15 protein-coding genes are annotated in these 15,347 nt (G+C 48.5%); 6 read left to right on the top strand and 9 right to left on the bottom strand.

The window, feature by feature from the left end:
• The first annotated feature begins 2 nt into the window (after positions 1-2).
• Entirely contained in the window at positions 3-1,199 is a 1,197-nt protein-coding gene (locus NC980_RS07905) for a glycosyltransferase family 4 protein (RefSeq protein WP_190378366.1), read from the top strand.
• A gap of 335 nt (positions 1,200-1,534) precedes the next feature.
• Here the strand turns inward: NC980_RS07905 and NC980_RS07900 are convergent, their stop codons facing one another.
• From NC980_RS07900 to NC980_RS07880, 5 genes are all read right to left on the bottom strand, one after another.
• Positions 1,535-2,245 carry an HpsJ family protein gene (locus tag NC980_RS07900; RefSeq protein ID WP_190378364.1) on the bottom strand — a complete coding sequence of 237 codons (711 nt, stop codon included), beginning with the start codon at positions 2,243-2,245 and terminating at the stop codon, positions 1,535-1,537.
• A gap of 15 nt (positions 2,246-2,260) precedes the next feature.
• Complete coding sequence (locus NC980_RS07895; RefSeq protein ID WP_190378363.1) at positions 2,261-2,932, bottom strand: cyanoexosortase A system-associated protein; 672 nt, start codon at positions 2,930-2,932, stop codon at positions 2,261-2,263.
• Between the two features lie 17 nt (positions 2,933-2,949).
• Positions 2,950-3,867, bottom strand: a complete 918-nt coding sequence (gene crtA / locus NC980_RS07890; protein WP_190378362.1) for a cyanoexosortase A — start codon at positions 3,865-3,867, stop codon at positions 2,950-2,952.
• Positions 3,868-4,031: 164 nt separating this feature from the next.
• Positions 4,032-4,946 (bottom strand): hypothetical protein, encoded by a 915-nt coding sequence (locus NC980_RS07885; RefSeq protein ID WP_190378361.1) that lies wholly within the window; start codon positions 4,944-4,946, stop codon positions 4,032-4,034.
• A 1-nt stretch (position 4,947) separates the two neighbouring features.
• Positions 4,948-6,045 carry a hypothetical protein gene (locus tag NC980_RS07880; protein ID WP_348253915.1) on the bottom strand — a complete coding sequence of 366 codons (1,098 nt, stop codon included), beginning with the start codon at positions 6,043-6,045 and terminating at the stop codon, positions 4,948-4,950.
• Between the two features lie 398 nt (positions 6,046-6,443).
• Between NC980_RS07880 and NC980_RS07875 the strand changes: the two genes are divergently transcribed.
• The gene (locus NC980_RS07875) at positions 6,444-6,959 is read left to right on the top strand and encodes a L,D-transpeptidase (protein WP_347272776.1); all 516 of its coding nucleotides are present in this window, start codon (positions 6,444-6,446) and stop codon (positions 6,957-6,959) included.
• Positions 6,960-7,007: 48 nt separating this feature from the next.
• Here the strand turns inward: NC980_RS07875 and NC980_RS07870 are convergent, their stop codons facing one another.
• Both NC980_RS07870 and NC980_RS07865 read right to left on the bottom strand, forming a co-directional pair.
• Positions 7,008-8,486 (bottom strand): mannitol dehydrogenase family protein, encoded by a 1,479-nt coding sequence (locus tag NC980_RS07870; protein WP_190378359.1) that lies wholly within the window; start codon positions 8,484-8,486, stop codon positions 7,008-7,010.
• Between the two features lie 137 nt (positions 8,487-8,623).
• Positions 8,624-10,591 carry an amylo-alpha-1,6-glucosidase gene (locus tag NC980_RS07865; protein ID WP_190378358.1) on the bottom strand — a complete coding sequence of 656 codons (1,968 nt, stop codon included), beginning with the start codon at positions 10,589-10,591 and terminating at the stop codon, positions 8,624-8,626.
• A gap of 171 nt (positions 10,592-10,762) precedes the next feature.
• Between NC980_RS07865 and NC980_RS07860 the strand changes: the two genes are divergently transcribed.
• The 3 genes from NC980_RS07860 to NC980_RS07850 all read left to right on the top strand — a co-directional run bounded on the left by NC980_RS07860 (position 10,763) and on the right by NC980_RS07850 (position 13,683).
• Entirely contained in the window at positions 10,763-11,506 is a 744-nt protein-coding gene (locus NC980_RS07860; protein WP_190378357.1) for a sucrose-phosphate phosphatase, read from the top strand.
• Positions 11,507-11,515: 9 nt separating this feature from the next.
• Entirely contained in the window at positions 11,516-12,142 is a 627-nt protein-coding gene (gene ruvA / locus NC980_RS07855; RefSeq protein ID WP_190378356.1) for a Holliday junction branch migration protein RuvA, read from the top strand.
• Positions 12,143-12,324: 182 nt separating this feature from the next.
• Positions 12,325-13,683 carry a DUF3370 domain-containing protein gene (locus tag NC980_RS07850; protein WP_190378355.1) on the top strand — a complete coding sequence of 453 codons (1,359 nt, stop codon included), beginning with the start codon at positions 12,325-12,327 and terminating at the stop codon, positions 13,681-13,683.
• Here the strand turns inward: NC980_RS07850 and rdgB are convergent, their stop codons facing one another.
• A complete protein-coding gene (rdgB, locus tag NC980_RS07845) occupies positions 13,684-14,256 on the bottom strand; it encodes an RdgB/HAM1 family non-canonical purine NTP pyrophosphatase (protein ID WP_190378354.1) in 573 nt (190 codons plus the stop codon).
• Positions 14,253-14,945: a GDSL-type esterase/lipase family protein gene (locus tag NC980_RS07840; RefSeq protein WP_190378353.1), complete on the bottom strand. Its 693-nt coding sequence runs from the start codon at positions 14,943-14,945 to the stop codon at positions 14,253-14,255. The genes rdgB and NC980_RS07840 overlap by 4 nt, the downstream gene beginning before the upstream one ends.
• 154 nt (positions 14,946-15,099) lie before the next feature.
• Here NC980_RS07840 and NC980_RS07835 point away from each other — a divergent pair, with 154 nt between their 5' ends.
• Positions 15,100-15,345, top strand: a complete 246-nt coding sequence (locus NC980_RS07835) for a DNA-directed RNA polymerase subunit omega (RefSeq protein ID WP_190378352.1) — start codon at positions 15,100-15,102, stop codon at positions 15,343-15,345.
• Positions 15,346-15,347: the final 2 nt, after the last annotated feature.

Genomic DNA, 15,347 nt, shown 5'->3' with positions numbered 1-15,347 from the left:
TGATGAGACTGTTGTTTTTTAATGCAATTGGGGCGATCGGTGGAGCAGAACGATCGCTGTTAACGATGCTGGAAAGCTTACGCAAGCTTGATCCATCAATCGAGATTTTTTTAGTGGTTGGCACAGAGGGAGCGCTGATTGAGGCGGCTGAAAAGCTTGATGTGAGAGTGATTTGCTTGCCTCTGCCCCAGTCGATTAATCGCTTTGGGGATAGTGGAGCACGATCGCAGTTCTCAAAATTGAAACTTTTATTCAAAGCTGGAATTGCTCTACCAAAGTTTCTCAACTACTTGAAACAGATGCGTAGAACAATTCAAAGAATTCAACCAGACTTAATTCACTCAAACAGTATTAAAACTCATATTCTCCTAGCCTCTCTACCGAGAGTTCAAGCCCCGATCGTTTGGCATATTCATGATTTTTATCAGTCTCGTCCTCTAGTTGCACAGATTCTACGCTGGGCACAACGGTCGGCAACAGGCGCGATCGCAGTTTCAAATGTGGTTGCTAAAGATGCAAAGCGGTTACTGTCTCATCTGCCGATTCAGGTGATTTACAATGCGGTTTCTGTGTGTTCGATTCGCGATCGTTCCACTCAGAATCAGTGTGTTCGAATTGGATTGGTCGCAACGTTTGCACGCTGGAAAGGACATGATGTATTTCTAAAAGCGGCATCGCAAGTGGTGGCACAGTTTCCTGACGTGCCTGTACAGTTTCTGATTGTGGGTGCGCCAATCTATCAAACTCAGGGATCACAGTTTTCATTGCTAGAACTGCAAGCAGAAGTCAACCGATTAAAGATCGATCGCTATGTGCGGTTTCTCGGATTTCAGTCGGAGATGGCTGATGTTTATCAGTCTCTGGACATTGTGGTTCATGCCAGCACTCAGCCTGAACCGTTTGGTTTAGTGATTGCAGAAGCGATGACGTTTGGGAAAGCGGTGATTGTTTCTAATGCAGGAGGCGCAGCAGAACTGGTCACGCCGAATGAAGACGCGATCGCACTCCCGCCCGGAGATGTGAATGCTCTAGCGCAAGCATTGATCCACTTAATTCAGAATCCGCAAAAACGGCAGCAGCTTGGACAGAATGCTAGACAAACTGCGATCGCACGATTTAACAGTGATCGGATTGGTGCAGCGCTCTTGCAGGTTTATCGCGATTGTGGATGCGTCGATCGGAGCTTAGAAAAGGTCTGATGAAGTATGGAGCGTGAAGTGTAATTTATCAACGCCGAAGTGTTTTAGCCCGATCGTCAGCAAAAAAGATTCAGCCGCAACTCCCAAAGATTCAATCACGACTCTTAAAGACTCAGCCGTGACTTCCGAAAGCTGAACGCCCACTATCAAAGACTCAGAGGAGAAATGCACAACTGCGACGATCGCGCTTGATCAAATTTCTCCCTTTCCTCAAAGTTCCCCACTCGTGGAGGATTTAGGGGGCACGCATCTGCTCTCAATTGCAAGCCCAAAAAAACATGGAGCAAGCAAAACGCCCACTCCACGGTAATCAACTCTCTATCTAAAAGCTTTCATTATCGCGTAGCAGCCATCGGACGGTTCCGAACCTTCTTCACCCGTGCCCAACCCGTCAAAGACCAAAGATAGAGAAACACAACGCCCGAAATCACCGCACCTAATGTCCACTTCGTCCCCTTCTTCAGTAGATTCTTAGTCTGTTGTTCCAACGCTGCCTTTGCTTGAACTTGAGTCTGCTGTGCCGCCGTTTCAAGTCCCTCTAGCTGGCGCTTACGAAACTCATCCGCATTGAAGTTCTGCAACCCTCCAACCGTCGATCGCGCTACCAGTTCTTTCACCTGCTCATCGCTCAGCTTACCGAGTTGCTCCTGAGCCGACTTTGCTCGTTCACGCTGCTGCGATAGCTGTGCAACCATCTCCGCATTGTTCTGATTATAAATCCGCCAGCCAGAACTCACCGTCAGCGGCACCAACAGGAAATACGCGATCGCATACACGAGCAATATCCAAGACAACGGCTTCAACAAAAACCGTTCCGCCTTAGTCCGATTCGTCTCTTCACCCAGAAAGATCAGACCTAACCCAATCAGCGGAAAACCCACTCGCTCAATCAAATTACCAGCCGTATTAAACTCCCATCCTGAGTTAAATAATTGTAGTGGATATAAGATATCAACCAAATCAAACAAACACAGCACTAAAATACCGTAACCAATCACGCGCAACCCAGAGATTGCTTTACCTGCCGAAGTAGACTCAAACTGCATCACAAATCCTCACGATTAAAGCTTTGGAAATCTTGGTAGCCACCAAGCGTAAACATCTTGCCAAACGGCTTCTAATTGTTGATGAACATCCTGCATCGAACGATCGATGATCGGGGTCGAAATCGTCACCCACAAACACCGCGTATCGCGCACATCTTCAGCTCCCAGCACAATGGGTAAGATGCGATCGACGGTCAGATCATGAGCATTGCGATTCGCAAAAAATTGCTCTCGATTGATTGTACTGGAACCTTGTGAATTGATACAGGAACTTAGATAAGCAGTGCGATCGTGTTCAAACAGTTGGTAGAATCCGGTTTGTCCTTGTTTTGTCGTTGGATTAACCGTTACACTCTGATGATTCAAGCCATAGATGTCTAAATAAACTGGAATATCTCCATGCGTGGTGGTGAGATAGTGGACTTGAACATTAAAGGCACGATCGTTGACCTGATACTTATACTGATAGCCATTTGCGCTCGGTGCATTGACCTGAGTTGGAAGCGGTTTCAGCACCAGTGCAGTGCCTTCGACCAACTTAGACTGCTTTAAAGGCATCTGGCTCGGAAACGTGAAAGGTGTGTACTGACCAAGATTCGGATCAAACACCGCTCTACCAATCACTAGAACTGTGCAAAATAAAGTTAGCCTGAGCAGCGGAAAATACAGCGACTTCGATGAAATCATAAACTTAGTGCATAGACTTAGTGCGAGGAGTGTTCTAGCTCTTCAGGAGTTTCCGTTGCCTCAATAGAAGCCTCTGGCTCTAGCTTTCTGTATTCGACCAAATACTGACAGTAACTCGTGAAAATCGTCATCGAGATCATCGAAAAGACTTGTGCTCCACCTGTGCCATGCCAGTAATCAAAGCTTGCCGTATCTTTCTTTGAAACGAGATACGCCAAAAACATGACGCGAAACCCATTAATGATGAATGCAGACAGAATCGCGATCGTGGGCACCATGAACTTCTGCTTCAATGTTGTAGGAAAAATCAGCAGAAATAGAGCGGCTACCTTCAACGTCACGACGATCGCCTCTAGCCCAGAGCAACCCGAATAAACTTGGACAGCTCCAGTCGGCATAATTAGCTTCGTGCCTTGACGCTCCACCAAAAAGCCGAGATACCACATCAGAGTGTGAGCGTATTTTGCAGTAACCACACTCGAATCGACCAGACTTTCGGATATGACCATCAAGAAATGAATCGGGATGACCATCACAAGGATAATCCAGAGTTCACGCCGATAATCCTTGAACTGCCTAAACCCGACTGCAATTAACCCGATCGCGCCTCCAATGAATAAGGGCGTTACCTCTAATAAAAGGGTATAACCGACCTGGTAATTTAGCCCTCGCACTAGCAATAACGCAATCAAAAACCAGCCGACACATTGAGAGAGCTTTTCCCGCTTTAACAGCAAACGATCGCGCTTCTGCCATAGGGAGTAGCCAAGCGCAGACCATTCGACCATTTCTAGCGAAAGATGACTAAAATCGCCCGACAACCGCCAATATAGCTGTAGGTGCAGTACCACCAAACCCAGTGCAATTGCCAACAGCCAGTAGTTTGAATCATTGACAATCTGGGTAAAACGGGCGCGATACTCAAGCAAACGCATGAAGCTAACTTTCCGTAATAATTTGCGATCGCATTCCAATCTTAATACCGGAGTTTTCGCCCTCATCCCCTAACCCCTTCTCCCTAGGGAGAAGGGAATCAGACTCTTGCTCCCTCGGGAGAGGGTTGGGGTGAGGGCACAGATACTAAAACTCAATCACTCTATCAATTGCCCTTAGCTCGTGCATTGCGCGATTGACGTAACACCTTACCCAACGTTTGAAACTCTGAATTGTTTGACAACGTGACTAGAACTTCTTCCCTCATTGTCAGAACGACATTATTGTAAGCACGGATCGCGGTCGCAAGTGAATTCTTACTGATATTCGTACAGGTTGGTGCAGCAATATCGCTACCGCAGCCCGCTAACAATGGCTCACTCGCAATCAATGATTCTGCAAGCCCTTGAGCAAGTTGCTGAATCTCAGTTGAACTCAAGCTGAGATTGCCTAGTGAAAGCACAATCTTCGCTGCGGTTTGCATCGTTGGTAGTGAGGCTTTTGCAGCATCCAAAGCAGGTAAAACGCCTGCTAGAATCGCCGCAATTTTTGCATTCTGTGCAGTAAACGACTGAATTATCGGTTTTCCGTCTACGCCTTTGAGCGCATCAGAGTTCGAGGTAAATCGAATCTCGACTTGGCGATCAAGCTTAGGAATCAGAACAACCTCAATGTTGCGGGTCACTCCGAGTCGATCGTTGCCAAAAATCGTAAACTGTCCAGATTGAGTGTTCAGTCTATCTACATAGCGCGAAAACCGTGCTGCGATACTGGCAGGTGTACTGCCTTCACGCTTGAGGTCTAAACGCACAAATCCCGGACGCTCAACCTCAACTCCCGGCTCATTCGGAGGCACCGCAGGCTGAGATACGATCGCTCTTAACTCGCCAATAATCTCGATAAAGCGACCTCCCGCAGGTGAACCAGGCTGCGGCAGAGATGGAGGAGCCTTTTCAGAGCCGGGATTATAGCCAGGAGTTCCAGTCGGGGTGTGTGCAGCAACCGGAGTTGCGATCGACAGCGTAAAGATTGCTCCTAGCACCGTCGTAGACTTGAGTAGAACAGCAATTTGCTTCATCATCTTAGTATCGATATCCGAGATAGTTAAACCCATAGCCAACGCTAAAAGAGAACACGGTGTTGTTATCATTCCGATTCAGAACATTACCGACAACAAACGTGAGAAACAGCGGCGTTGTTTTAATCGGAACATAAGAAACACCCAGATTTAAGTCTTGTCCTGTCCAACTTCCAATCACTGATGCTTGAGGAACAACACGCAGACCCGCACTAGCAAAAACTCCAACGCCACCGCGTCCGTTCACAGTGTTGTCATACGATCGAAACCGTCCTCCTCCCACACCGAGCGTTAAGGTCAGAGGCAGTGAATCCTCGACGTTTCCGGGGCGTAAGTCAAAGATTTTGCTGGCAACGCCATACAGGGACGAGTCAATTCTGCTGGCTTCATCACCCCAGCGGATGCCAGAATCAAATCCAAGCGCGATCGCAGCTTTGCCGGGAAGAGAGCGGTGTAACTTTAGCCCAACTTCACCGTTGGCACCAAAGCGACGAAGGCTACCGATGTTGAAGTTGACTTCTAAGCCAAGTTCGCGTTCAGAGTCACCCAAACCAAATCCAAAGCTGAGTGCAGAATCGGCTTCATTAATTCTTGGTCGACGATTTGCGAAAAATAGTCCCACAAACGCATCGCCAAAATTTGCGCCAAACGCACTTGGAACACCGACAGTAGAACCCGGAGAATATGCAGGAATCCGAAGCTCTTCTAAAGGTTCAATCAGCAATTGCCTACGGAGATCCTGAGAGTTCCCAGTTTCAGGAGCCTGAGCAATAGGGGAGTCAGCAACAGAGGGTGAGTTGAGGAGTTTTTCAGCACTGGTTTCTGGCTTCTGCTGTAAAAACTCTGCTCTTGAAATAATCTTTGGCTCCCGATCGATTGCTGCGCCTTGAACAGTTGGAGCGGCAACTGCTGGTTTTACTTTCTGTTCGGGTTTTACCTTTTGATTGGGCTTTACTTCCTGAGCAGGTTTTAGCCATGAGGCATTAGGAACCTCTAACGCGATCGCTGCCACTTTTGAGGCGATTTTGCTCGAATCGTTTGCGGCTGCAATTTTAACGCCTCCGAATCCCGCCAGAACAAAAGTAACTGCAAAACAACGCATCCAGAAGGTTGATATACGAAAATGTCGAATAAATTGTCTGTCCTTCATAGTGATCACAGCTTCAGAACTGTTCGTGGGGTGAAATCAGGGCAAAGCCTACTGCATCGATAGTTTACAAACAGTTTCTCTACGTATACTCCGTGAATATCTGTATATTTTTTATGAATCACAGAATTAATTGGGTAATCTTACGGGTACGGTCTATAAATCAGAAGATTTCTGAGTAATTTTGCTTCTGGAATTTTCCGGAATAGCGCTCACTGTACTGTAGTGATCTCCACAAGCTTGCAAATAGAACTCACGCTGCAAAAACTTGAACTATTTTTTCAGGCTGCCTCTCTACTGCGATCGACGATTCTAATTGCACTTGTCATCCCACTTAGTTTCGGGCTGGCATTATGAAAGGGTTTATTCGCTCTAATTTATTTCGTTGCTCGATGTGCATTATTGCAACTGCTGTTTTTGCGGCTGCACCTTCTCAGATAGTGCAGGCTCAATCGACAGGATCGAACCCTACGGGAAGCGAAGCTACCGTACGAGCAATGACAACTTACAAAAATACCAATCAACGTTGGGTCGAGATTCGGCTCTCGACGCAGCGACTGATTGCTTGGGAAGGCAAAAAGCAGGTTCATGCGGTGATTGTTTCAACCGGAAAGGCAAGCACCCCGACTCCTCAAGGAGTATTTCGCATTCAATCGAAGTATCGCGTTGCCCGAATGCAAGGGGATGACTATGATATTCCCGATGTGCCTTACACGATGTATTACTCAGGAGGCTACGGAATTCATGGGGCGTACTGGCACAATCGTTTTGGTACACCTGTCAGTCATGGTTGCGTGAATGTTGCAGTGGATCACGCACAGTGGTTATTCAATTGGGCAAAAGTTGGAACTCCAGTGGTTGTTCGTTGAAGTTGAGCCGCGATCGTTGCCGAACTAACCACTGGAACGATTACAAGTTTAGTGAGATTGAGAGAGCGCTGCTCTAACTCCGGTTTTGGAGAGTTGGCGTAGCGCTCTTTCAATAGCTTCTACAAATCGCAGAGATTGTACTAAATCATCGCCAAAAATCTCGCTTAAGCTGAGTAAAGGACGGACATCGGCTTTGTTAACTCTCGCTGTCAGTACAGTCGATAATGGGTCTTCAATGGTGATCGCTTGTCCTTGGTCGTCTTGCCCCATCAAACAGTAGAACCAAGCCGCGATCGTGAAACTAAGATATTTAATTTCACCCTGTTGTTGCAGCAGATCGCGCAGTGAACCTAGTAGAAACTTAGGAACTTTAACAGAACTACTAGAGCAGAGACGAGAGACACGATCGCGAATCTTAGGATTTTCAAATCGCTCAATCAGTGTTCTCTTGTAATCTGTTAAACCTAATCCAGGAACAGGCTGAAGCGTCGGTGTCACTTCTTCCATGAACGCCATGACTGCATTTCGGCATTGCACATCTGCCATGACTTCATGCACATAGGTATAACCAAGCAATGTTCCCAGATAACCAATTAACAGATGGCTTGCATTTAACAGTCGAATTTTAATCAATTCATAGGAATGCACATTAGTTGTGAATTGCACTCCGACTGTTTCTAACTCCGGTCTTCCTGCACAGAACTGATCTTCAATCACCCATTGCAGAAAAGGTTCCGCCATCACTGGAAAATCATCAATAAGCCCAAACTGATCTGCAACCAAAGCACGATCGCTATCCGTCGTGGCGGGTGTAATCCGATCAACCATACTATTCGGAAAGGCTCCGTGTTCAGAGAGCCATTGTCCTAAAGCTGGATCATGGAGTTCAGCAAAGGTCGTCAGCATCTTTCGAGTAATGTTGCCATTGCCTTGTAGATTGTCACAAGACTGCACGGTAAAGGGTGCCAATCCTTGCTCGCGACGTTGATTCAATGCTGCTGTTAAAAAGCCATAAGTGCCGATCGGCTGTTCCGGCTGCTGTAAATCATGTTGAATGGTGGGATGGTTGATCTCTAATTCGCCGCTGGCTTCGTTGTAGTAATATCCTCCTTCTGTAATCGTGAGGGTCACAATTCGACAGTCAGGCGATGCCATTGCAGCAATCACAGATTGTGGGTCTTCAGGGGCGAACAGATAGCGATCAATTGCTCCAATAATCCGAGCGCGATCGTGGTTGGGCGATCGCTCGACTAAGGTATAGAGATGATCTTGAGACTGGAGTGCATCGCGCATTCGTCGGTCTTGCTGTAACAATCCGATGCCACAAATTCCCCAGCGAAAATCAGAGGTTTGATGAAAATAGTTATCCACATATAAAGCTTGATGCGCTCGATGAAAACCGCCAACACCGATATGCACAATGCCGTTTTTCAGGAGATAGCGATCGTACTGTGGAACACGGATTGTCTTTGATAAACGAGATAAAGCTGCCTGATTAAGCTTGGTAGCTGAGTGGGTCTGACTCATGGATTGATTGGTGTAGAGAGAATAACAATGTTTTCTGCTTCCTAACAAAGCAAAACATTGCTCAATACTTCAGATCATAGTCAGCCTAAAGCTAGATGATCAGAACTAGAAATATATGTTTATCCCAAAATATAGGTTTATCCGATCGTCATCCAAGCCCTAAGCACTTCTGCAACTGTCCAAGCCTGGGCGATACAGCCATGCGGCATCATCGGGGCATCGCCATCAAAAATCTCACTCAGGCTTCCCAATCCCTGAGCGCGGAGGTGATTTGCCATCGGTTCAAGAAATTCCCGCGCTTTGGTTGAGTCGCCATACACTCGATAATGCGCGATCGCATACGCCCCAATCAGCCACCCCCAAACCGTCCCTTGATGATAAGCGCCGTCACGATGCAGTGGATCGCCTGCATAATGTCCGTGATAATTTGGATGATGCGGATCGAGCGATCGCAACCCGTAAGAAGTGAGCAGCGATCGAGAACAGGCATCAACCACCCCTTTTTGCTGGTTTTGCGTTAAAGGACTTTCTGGCAGCGAGACGGCAAAAATCTGGTTTGGACGCAGCGCTGCATCATTCCCGTTTGCGGTATCAAGAACATCAAAACAGTAGCCCGTGTCAGGGTTCCAGAAGCGCTCAAAGCGGGCAAGCACTCGTTCTGCCATTGCATCGTATTCGCGGTAGGGTTTACCGATGCGACGGGCGAACTTTGCGATGATGCGAAGCGCGTTGTACCAGAGGGCATTAATCTCGATCGGCTTACCAATCCGAGGCGTAACGACCCAATCGCCGATTTTGGCATCCATCCAGGTGAGTTGCGTTCCGGGTTCTCCCGCATAGAGCAAACCATCTGCGGAATCTAGGTGAATGTTGTAGCGAGTACCGCGACAATGCCAGTCGATGATTTCGGACAACATCGGAAATAAGTTTTCGATCACGTCATGGTCATCAGTTGCGTTGTAGTAATCGAAAATCGCAACGAAATACCATAAGGTCGCATCAACGGTATTGTATTCGGGAATGATTCCAGCGTCAGGAAAGCGATTCGGAAGCATTCCTCGATCGACATATTGAGCGAACGTGTAGAGAATCGATCGCGCAATTTCAACTCGCCCAGTCGCAAGCGTTAACCCTGACAGGCTAATCATTGTATCCCGTCCCCAATCGCTGAACCAGGGATAGCCTGCAATAATCGTTTTGCCGCTTGGAGGACGACTGACGATAAACTGATCCGCCGCCAGCACCAATTGGCGAATCCAAGCAGGAGAGGTTTCGACTTGCTTCACGCGATCGAGCCGCCAACAGTCGAATATTCGCTGCTCGTAGTTGCGCTGCGATCGCAAAGCAGTTTCGCCATCCAGATTCGGAGCCGTTTCGGTGCTCGTGACAAATGTGAGCGATTGACCCGGATACAGTGTGGCTTCAAACGTGGCGATGTGTAGGTGGTCTTCGAGATCACTGAGTCCTCTTGTCCGTTCGATCGCCAAATCAAATCCGTAATACCAATCGTGGGTTGGGGTGAGCGTTGCGCCCCGACAGAATAGATAAAAGGGTACTGCTTCGGGATGGGCAGAAACTTGTAAACCGTGTCCGATCGCTGCGGTTTCCATCCGCCAACCCTTACCGGAAGTATTGCCGTGATAATCCCGATAATTGATAAAAGCTTTGAACGTTAGCGTTAACGGTTGTGTTGCTCGGTGTAGCTGATAATGCACATAGGTTGTATTTTCTCCCTGCTGCATCCAGATGCGTTTTTCTAAAATTGCATCGCCGCAAGCATAGCGCCATACGGGAACTGTACCTTCAAGAAAAAATCGCTCAATCTGTTTATATCCTTGGGGTTTCACGGTGCGATCGACCCAGCGATTTGTGCTGAGTGGATAGATCTCTGTCCCGTATTGAACTGATTCTTCGAGCTTTGAGGTGAGCAAGGTGCGATCGAGCGGTGGGTTTAAGGCTGCGATCAAAAGTCCGTGATAGCGACGGGTCAGGAGTCCCGCGATCGTCCCAGAAGCAAATCCTCCAATTCCATTTGTGACGAGCCATTCTCGCGCTTCTGAGGTCGGCAAGATGCCACAAATTTCCCGCCCAAAATCAATCACCATAAAAATATCCCAGCCAGTCTCATGATTCTAAAAGACGGAAGCGATTAGGGTCGGATCTTGCTATAAGAAATTTGGATTTTCAATATGGGTCAATCTTGGGGATCAAGATATTCTTCTGATTTGACTCTAAACTCAAGCATGGCGTTTGGGAGATAGTTTGGGAGATAGATTGTGACCCCGATCCTTTTTGTGACTGATTTAGACCATACTCTGGTGGGCGATGACTTCGCGCATGAGGAACTAAACGAATGGTTCCAACAAACACGATCGACCGGAAGTAAAATCGTCTATTCCACCGGTCGATCGCTGATTCGATACCAAGAACTTGCTGCCGAAGCCCCGCTGATCGAACCCGATTTATTAATCGCGTCGGTGGGCACAGCAATCTACTCGCGGCTAGATGGCGCGCCTGATTTAGAGTGGCAAAAAAAGCTCACGGTCGGATGGAATCGCGATCGAGTGATGGCTGTTACCGCCCATTTTTTAGATCTCGTTCTGCAAGCCGAAACCGAACAGAGTGACTTTAAAGCGAGCTTCTTTTTGACTGAAGAAGCCGCGATCGAGCTTTTACCGCAGCTAGATTATCAACTCAAACAGCAGGAGCTAGATGTCCAACTGATTTACAGTAGTGGACGAGATTTAGATATCCTTCCACGTCACGCTAATAAGGGATCAGCCCTGACTTTCGTGCGACAGACTTTGGGATTTGCACCAGAGCAAACGATCGTCTGTGGTGATTCTGGGAATGATATTGCCTTGTTTGCGGTTGGATCAGAGCGTGGAATTATGGTGGGCAATGCACAACCAGAATTGCGGTCATGGCATCGTGATCATCCCGCTCCGCATCACTATTTGGCGAAGTCCTACTGTGCCGCTGGCATCCTCGAAGGGCTAGAATACTTCGGGTTTCGCTAGAATGAAGGCATGATTGGTTATCTCAAAGGCACGATCGCGGCAATTCAAAAAACAACAAACAATCGCGTCACCTTAACGCTTGAGGTGAATCAGGTTGGCTATGATGTGCAGGTTGTGCCGCGCTTACTACAGTCGCTTCCATCTGAGGGCGAACAAGCCCAGATTTTTACTCACTTAAACATGCGCGAAGATCAAGTGACGCTGTTCGGGTTTGGCTCGGCAGCAGAGCGTGATTTGTTTCGGCAGTTGGTTAGTGTGAGCGGCATTGGCCCACAGCTTGCGGTGGCACTGCTCGATACCTTAGGGCTGCAAGATTTGGTGCAGGCGATCGTGTCTGGCAATACTCGCTTGTTGTCGCGGACTCCGGGTGTGGGTGCAAAAACGGCTGAACGGATTGCTTTAGAACTGAAAACGAAGCTCTCGGAATGGCGGCAACAGTCGGGAATTGTGGTGACTCCGGGTGCAGGCCCCGCCTCGAATATTCTCGAAGATGTGGAGATGACGCTGCTGGCATTGGGCTATACCGATCAAGAAATTACCCAAGCCCTGCAAGCGGTCGGGCAAAATACCGCCCTGTCAAAATCTGGGGATGCAGAAGCCTGGATTCGACAAGCGATCGCTTGGTTGAGTCAATAATGGAAGACGAGTTGTCTCGCTCCGGTTTAACCGCGATTCTACTCAGCTCAAAAGCAGCGCTTCAAAGATTTTGACGTGGGGAAGACATCAAAAGTTCTGTGGTGAGAATGAAATCGGGCTGTTGCGTTGGCGATCGCGCTTTTTCGGTATGATTGTCACCGCTCCCGATTTTGCTTTGGTTTATGTTGTCGCTTCTCTCTAGTTTGATTGTGTCGCAAGCTACTCCCTCACCCTCTCCACAGTCTCCACAAACGATCGTGCAGCCTCAAGAAATGCGCGTTCTTCCGGGTGAACTCGATTCCGTGCTGGTGTTTAACAGTAACAGCCCTGAAGTGGTGCAGACTGAAGGGATTTTGCTATCAACTTTTCCACCAACTGGAAAGCAAGCTCCTGCGGCTCACCTCGATCAAGTCTTTTCGGGACGCTTTGACATTTTCGCGCATCACATTGCGAAACCTGTGACACCGACGGATTTGAGAACGCTTTATCTGGGAGTGATTGCGAACAATCCGGGCAAAGAGCCTGTGACGATCGACATTTTGCAAGCAGCAAGCCATCTCAGTCAGCCAGATGCCCCGTTTATCAAGCTTCCGACTGCGGTGGAAAATAACGACGGTAAGGCGTTTTCAGGCCCTGGAAGTCGGGCAGTCGGTGAAGTGTTACGCGGACTGAGGCAAGATATCTTTCCGGCTCAGGTTGTGATTCCGCCGGGAGAGAGTCGGATGCTGTTGAATCTGCCGATTCCGGTTAAGCCGCTCACACCGCCGCTCAACGGTCGATCGACGTTGATGAGACTCCGCAGCACTGGAGCGGTTTATCTTGCAAGCTTGGGAATGTTTGCCAAGCAAAATCCGGACGGAACCGAACGCGAACCGAGTTTAGCGGAATGGGAAACGCTACTGGATACTGCAAATCTTTCAACGCCTCGCGACAAAGTACCCACCCCGATCGAGCAGACCACGGGAAATGTAATCTATGGACGAGTGGCAGGCGTTGGGGTTGGATCTCAATGGAACGGGCGGATTTTGGATCAAGGGCAAGATTTTCTCAGCACACCCGAACCCGGCAAAGGAATTTCATATGGTTTAGCGACTTTGAATCGCGGCACATTGGGCACAAACCAAAACCAGAGCGCAAAACTGATTCGGCGTTACCCGGACACAGCTTATCAAGCGCATGGAAACTACGCGATTCAGTACAGCCTCACGATGCCTTTGAAAAATACCACTGATCGAGCGCAAACCGTTGTGGTGACGGTTGAAACCCCGCTAAAACGCGAAGACACTAACCAAGGACTGCGCTTTTTGCAGCCACCTGGACCGCAAATGAACTTTCGCGGAACGGTGCGACTGTTGTACAACGACGATCGCGGCTTACCCCGAACTCAATATGTCCACCTGGTACAACAGCGAGGGCAGCAAGGCGATCCGCTGATTACACTACAGATGAAACCGCAAGAACGGCGTTTAGTGCAGTTTGATTTCCTCTATCCGCCGGATGCAACTCCGCCGCAAGTTCTCACCGTGAAAACCTTGCCGTAGTTAGCTTAACGACTTCAACTGCGGTAATAGCTCTTGAAAAGCTCTTCCACGATGGCTAATTTCCTGCTTCATCTTTAGCGGCATTTCTGAAAATGTCATGCCCTTTTCAGGAACGTAGAAGATCGGGTCATAGCCAAATCCACCTTCGCCGCGTGGAGCCGTAAGAATTTCACCCGGACAAATTCCTTCAGTTAGAAGCGCGATCGTGCCATCGCGTTTAGCAAGCGCGATCGCGCAGACGAACTGCGCTCGTCGATCGGAAATTCCCTCTAATTCTCCTAACAGCTTGCCGATTCGCGCTCGATCCGAGTCAGCATATCGGGCTGAGTAAATACCGGGTCTGCCATCAAGCGCAGCGACTTCTAAACCGGAATCATCTGCGATCGCCCAGTGCCCGGTTGCGATCGCGACTTGAGTGGCTTTCTGAGCGGCGTTTTCTCGGAATGTCGCTCCGGTTTCTTCCATCTCTAAGTCGGGTGGCTTCAGGTGCAATTCCCAATTCAGCCCTGCTAAATAAGGCTCAATTTCTTTGACTTTACCTGGATTCCCGGTCGCTACTACTAAAACTGTCATGGTTCAATCCACTGCCGAAACGCATCCCAATTGGAAATATCTTCTAATAATGCCTGATATCCGCTGACATTGGGGTGTAAGCCGTCTTCGGTGAATTGCTGCTTGCACCAGTCTGACCCCCGCGATCGCCAAATTTCCAAGAGATTCAGATGCGGAATTTGACGTGCTTCACAGGTCGATCGGATCGCTTCGTTGTAGCGCATTTGATCGGCGTGATTGTAGTACATACAATCGAGGAACGGCATTTTTGCTTCATCGACCGGAATCATGCCAACGAAGAGAACGGGGCAGAGGCGCAGAGAGCGATCGAGCAAGTCTGCAATCTCGGTTTGGAACACTTCAAACGGCAGCACGTTCTTACCATCGGGCTTGCTTAACCGGGGAGAATCATTCACGCCGACTGACAGAATAATTAAGTCTGGAACCCGATTGCGTAACTCCCCCCGATGGCGAAACTCATCTTCGAGCCGTCGCGCCACCTGTCGCACTCCATCGCCGCGCACTCCCAGATTGTACAGCGCGTGATTTGCCTCACCGGGACTCATCCAGCGTCGTCTGAGTCGCTCGACCCAACCGCCTCCAACTGGGTCGCCAAATCCATAGACGATGCTATCTCCGATCGCCAAAATTCGCAGCGAAGCTGTAGGAGAAACGGTTGAATGAGCCGAAGGAGAAACCAATATTTGCATGAAACTGTGCGAATGAGACAGGTCTGCGTTATTAATAGAGTCTGAGCTAACTCGGACTTTATCACTGTAGACGGATTTTCTCAAAACTTTACACAAGGTTTGGAAATCTGTCACGATCGAGCTTTCTGTCAGTCTTTATGGGAGAGAACAACTAATGGCAAAATCTGGCTCTTTACACAAGCGTCCTACGTTCGATACGGTTCAACTGATGCGCCGCGCTGATGATTTGATTGGCGCTGCTTCTAACCGCTATCGGATTACGGTTCAAGTTGCGAATCGGGCAAAACGTCGTCGTTTTGAAGACTTTGACAGTGGCGATGATCCGATGATGAAGCCAGTGATGCGGGCGATTATTGAGATGTCAGATGAACTGACGCAGCCCGAAATTATTGGAGAATAATT

The sequence above is a fragment of the Leptolyngbya sp. AS-A5 genome (assembly GCF_039962495.1).
Lineage (GTDB): Bacteria > Cyanobacteriota > Cyanobacteriia > Leptolyngbyales > Leptolyngbyaceae > Leptolyngbya.
Note: the sequence above shows the minus strand (reverse complement) of the source record. Positions and strands in the feature narration are given on the sequence as shown.

Bases quoted from the DNA above. Each gene is read 5' to 3' on its own strand.
- NC980_RS07905 (WP_190378366.1), top strand. From the start codon at position 3: ATGAGACTGTTGTTTTTTAATGCAATTGGGGCGATCGGTGGAGCAGAA.
- NC980_RS07900 (WP_190378364.1), bottom strand. From the start codon at position 2,245: ATGCAGTTTGAGTCTACTTCGGCAGGTAAAGCAATCTCTGGGTTGCGC.
- NC980_RS07895 (WP_190378363.1), bottom strand. From the start codon at position 2,932: ATGATTTCATCGAAGTCGCTGTATTTTCCGCTGCTCAGGCTAACTTTA.
- crtA (WP_190378362.1), bottom strand. From the start codon at position 3,867: ATGCGTTTGCTTGAGTATCGCGCCCGTTTTACCCAGATTGTCAATGAT.
- NC980_RS07885 (WP_190378361.1), bottom strand. From the start codon at position 4,946: ATGATGAAGCAAATTGCTGTTCTACTCAAGTCTACGACGGTGCTAGGA.
- NC980_RS07880 (WP_348253915.1), bottom strand. From the start codon at position 6,045: ATGCGTTGTTTTGCAGTTACTTTTGTTCTGGCGGGATTCGGAGGCGTT.
- NC980_RS07875 (WP_347272776.1), top strand. From the start codon at position 6,444: ATGAAAGGGTTTATTCGCTCTAATTTATTTCGTTGCTCGATGTGCATT.
- NC980_RS07870 (WP_190378359.1), bottom strand. From the start codon at position 8,486: ATGAGTCAGACCCACTCAGCTACCAAGCTTAATCAGGCAGCTTTATCT.
- NC980_RS07865 (WP_190378358.1), bottom strand. From the start codon at position 10,591: ATGGTGATTGATTTTGGGCGGGAAATTTGTGGCATCTTGCCGACCTCA.
- ruvA (WP_190378356.1), top strand. From the start codon at position 11,516: ATGATTGGTTATCTCAAAGGCACGATCGCGGCAATTCAAAAAACAACA.
- NC980_RS07850 (WP_190378355.1), top strand. From the start codon at position 12,325: ATGTTGTCGCTTCTCTCTAGTTTGATTGTGTCGCAAGCTACTCCCTCA.
- rdgB (WP_190378354.1), bottom strand. From the start codon at position 14,256: ATGACAGTTTTAGTAGTAGCGACCGGGAATCCAGGTAAAGTCAAAGAA.
- NC980_RS07840 (WP_190378353.1), bottom strand. From the start codon at position 14,945: ATGCAAATATTGGTTTCTCCTTCGGCTCATTCAACCGTTTCTCCTACA.
- NC980_RS07835 (WP_190378352.1), top strand. From the start codon at position 15,100: ATGGCAAAATCTGGCTCTTTACACAAGCGTCCTACGTTCGATACGGTT.